Source organism: Rhizobacter sp. P3_B12, from assembly GCF_056402895.1.
The window spans coordinates 1-3,229 of record NZ_JBFUGN010000720.1 but is presented as its reverse complement, the minus strand read 5'-3'; the positions used below and the strand labels follow the sequence as shown (position 1 = coordinate 3,229).

Below are 3,229 nucleotides of genomic sequence, written 5' to 3'. Positions count from 1 at the left end.
CGCGACGCTCGCGCGCGCCGCCGCGGCGGCGGTGGAGCGGCTCGCGCGCGCCCTGCCGCCGGCGCGCGAGACCGTCGTGCTGCTGCTGCCGAACGACTACCAGGTGCAGGCAAGCGAGTTCGACAAGTACCGCCGCTTCTACCCGCAGGCGGCCCAGTTCGAGTCGTGGCAGCGCCGCATTCCGCAGGCGGTCGCGCGGCTCGATGCGCTGGAATCGGCGATCGCCACCGAGCTGCAGGCACGCGGCTTTCGCGTGGCCGTGCCGCACGAGGCGCTGAAGGCCGTCGATCCGCTCGCGCTGTTCGACCGCGGCAGCCACCACTACAGCCCGCTCGGCCAGCGCATCCTGGCCCGCTCCATCCTGGAGGCCCTGCATGCAGGCCACGGCAAGCTCTCCTGACGCGGCCGTTCCGCTCGTCGCCGGGCGGCGCTGGCCGCGCCGCCTCGCGTGGGCCGCGCTCGCGTTGCTGCTGGTGTTGGGCGCGGCCGAATTCGCGCTGCGCATCGGCCTCGGCGGCGCCACGCTCACGCCGCAGGTGTTCGAGCCGAACGACGGCATCGCGCGCTACCGGCTCGCGCGCGGCCTGCACACGCTCGCCTACCAGTTCGGCCGCACGGTCACGGTCTCGACCGACGCGGCCGGACATCGCTTCACGCCCGGGTTCATACCCAACGTCGCACCCAACGTCGCACCAGGCGCCGCCGCCCTGCTGCGCGTTCACCTGGTCGGCGATTCGCAGGTCTTCGGCTGGGGCCTGTCCGACGATGAAACACTGGCGGCGCGCCTGCAGCAACGGCTCGGCGCCGGCGTGCAGGTCGTCAACCACGGCGTGCCGGGCTTCGGCCCCACCGACTACCTGGCCACGCTCGCCGGCCTGCCGGCCACCGAGCCGGTGGTGGTGGTGCACACCGAAGAGAACGACACCTGGGACGCCTACCGCATCTTCCGCAACGCCCACGCCACCTGCGGCTACGTGACCACCTTCAGTGCCGAGGCCACGGCCCTGCGCTGCGCCTGGATGAACCTGCGGCTGGTGCAGTTCGGCGCCGAGCTGTGGGACCGCTCGCAGCGCAGCGAGCACCCGACGCCGCTCGGCTTCAGTGCGCAGTCGACGGTGGCGGCCACGGTGCTGAACCAGCGCATCGCGAGCGGCTACGCCGACGCGCGCCGCCAGCGCGAGGCCGACCTGGTCTTCGCGGTCGTGCCCTGGAAGGGCCGCTTCGACCTGCGATGGCGCGCGCATTCGCTGCCGTCGCCGCGGCCCGACGTGGCCACGCTCGACAGCCCCTTCCCCGACGCGACCCAGGCCACGCACCTGCTGCCCGCCGGCGACGGCACCGCACCGCTGTACCTCGACGGCGATTCCCACCTGTCCCCCGCCGGCGCCGAGCGGCTCGCGCTGCTGCTGACGCCGCTGGTCGAGGCGCGGCTGGCGGCCCACACGCCGATCAGCCTCCCGGCCCACCCAACCGCCGCCCCGTCCGCCGCCCCATCGGCGCGGTCACCCCAACCCTGAAGGAGCCCCGAATGAACCAGCGCGCCTCGCCAGCGGAACTGCTCGGTGCCAGCCAGGCCCGGGTCGCCCAGGTGATCGACCCGGTCGACTGGGCGCATTTCTGCACCGAGTACTGGGACCGCAAGCCGCTCTACCTGGCCGACGGCAGCGACCGCTTCGCATCGCTCGCCGATGCCGCGACGCTGCGCCGGCTGGTCGAGAGCGGCACGCCGTGGCAGTACCGCCGCCTGCCCGAGATGTACATCGACAGCGGCTTCGTGCCGCACGAAGACCTGGTGCACGAGTACGTCGACATGGACGGCCGCGTCGCCCGCGCGCCGCGCCTGGACCGCGTGCGCCAGCTGCTGCTGAACGGCGCCACCGCCAACTGCTTCGGCCAGGAAGCGCACTTCCCCGAGCTGATGGCGCTGAAGCTCGCATTCGCGCACACCTTCTCGGCCGAGGTCGAGACCAGCCTGTTCTATTCGCAGAAGGACCACCCCGGCCTCGCGCCGCACTACGACTGCGGCGAGATCTTCGTGTTGCAGATCTCCGGCCGCAAGCGCTGGTTCGTCTCCGACCAGCGGCACGTCAACCCGATCGTCGGCTACGGCGGCCCGGTGGCCTACGACGACAAGGCGCCGCACGCGACGATCGAGCTCGAGCCCGGCGACCTGCTGTACCTGCCGCGCGGCACCTTCCACCATGCCTGTGCGCTGACCGAGGAATCGCTGCACACCAGCGTCGCCATCAAGATGCCGAGCTACCTCGACCTGCTGCAGGCGCTCGCCGGCAACGCGGCCGACCTCGACGCGATGCGCGACTACCTGCCGCTCGGCGGCCCGGCCGCCTGGGCCGATGCGCGCGTCGACCTGGTCGAGCGGCTGCGTGGTGCCACGGCCTTGCCGGCCTACGGCGCAGCGGTGCAGCGCCTGCTCGGCGGCCGCATCCCGGTGCGTTGAGCGGGGGCCGCACGATGCTCGACGAACTGAGGCAGATCATCGCGGCGCGCAGCCTCGCGCCGATTCCGCTCGACGCGTTGCGCGAACGCTTTGCCGACGGCTGGCAGCCGGGCCGGCCGGCCGAGGCCGTCGACTTCGCCGAGCACCTGTGCCGCCTGGTGCACGGCACGCTGCGCCACGACGACCTGCCCGAGGTGGCGCGCGCCGCCGGGCCCGCCGAGGTGGCGAACCAGGGCGCGAATGCGCTGATCGAGTTCATCGCGCAGCTGCCGACCGCGCTGCGCGACGAGATCGATGCGCTGCCGCAGTTCCGCACCGGGGTGCTGCGCCCGTGGGACGAGCCGGTCACCGATGCCTACGTCGGCCTGTGCAACGTCGTGCACGACGTCTGGGCGCACCTGCTCGGCCCGGAGCAGCCGGCCGATGCCGGCATCGCGCGGCAGCTGCTGCGCCTCGCACCCCGCCACGCGCTGGACTACGGCGCCGGCGCCGGCCATGTCGCGCTGCTGCTCGCGCTGAACGGCATCGCGACCGACGTGGTCGAGATCGATCCGGTGAAGCGCCTGTTCCTGCAGCGGCGCGCCGCGCGGGCCGGCGTGGCCCGGCTGGTCGGCCCGGGGATGTCGCGCCCCTGCTACGACATGGTGCTCGCGCTGAACGTGCTCGATCACCTGCGGGCGCCGCCGGAGTGCCTGCAGCAGCTGGCCGAGCTGCTGCCGCCGGGCGGCTCGCTGGCGGTGGCCGCCGAGTTCCCGCAGGACGGCTGGCACC

The 3,229-nt window shown here is 73.3% G+C and carries 4 protein-coding genes; all 4 read left to right on the top strand.

Annotated elements, in window-relative coordinates; translation table 11 throughout:
- Positions 1-400 (top strand): hypothetical protein (locus AC1D01_RS26840; RefSeq protein WP_477871799.1); only part of this gene is annotated, 400 nt, incomplete at its 5' end.
- Positions 375-1,517: a hypothetical protein gene (locus AC1D01_RS26835; protein WP_477871797.1), complete on the top strand. Its 1,143-nt coding sequence runs from the start codon at positions 375-377 to the stop codon at positions 1,515-1,517. The genes AC1D01_RS26840 and AC1D01_RS26835, both read left to right, overlap by 26 nt.
- An 11-nt stretch (positions 1,518-1,528) precedes the next feature.
- On the top strand, positions 1,529-2,458 hold the full coding sequence (locus AC1D01_RS26830; protein WP_477871795.1) for a JmjC domain-containing protein: 930 nt from the start codon (positions 1,529-1,531) through the stop codon (positions 2,456-2,458).
- Between the two features lie 14 nt (positions 2,459-2,472).
- A partial coding sequence (locus tag AC1D01_RS26825) for a class I SAM-dependent methyltransferase (protein ID WP_477871793.1) occupies positions 2,473-3,229 on the top strand: 757 nt, incomplete at its 3' end.

Excerpts from the sequence above, each read along its gene's own strand:
- AC1D01_RS26835 (WP_477871797.1), top strand. The coding sequence starts at position 375 with ATGCAGGCCACGGCAAGCTCTCCTGACGCGGCCGTTCCGCTCGTCGCC.
- AC1D01_RS26830 (WP_477871795.1), top strand. The coding sequence starts at position 1,529 with ATGAACCAGCGCGCCTCGCCAGCGGAACTGCTCGGTGCCAGCCAGGCC.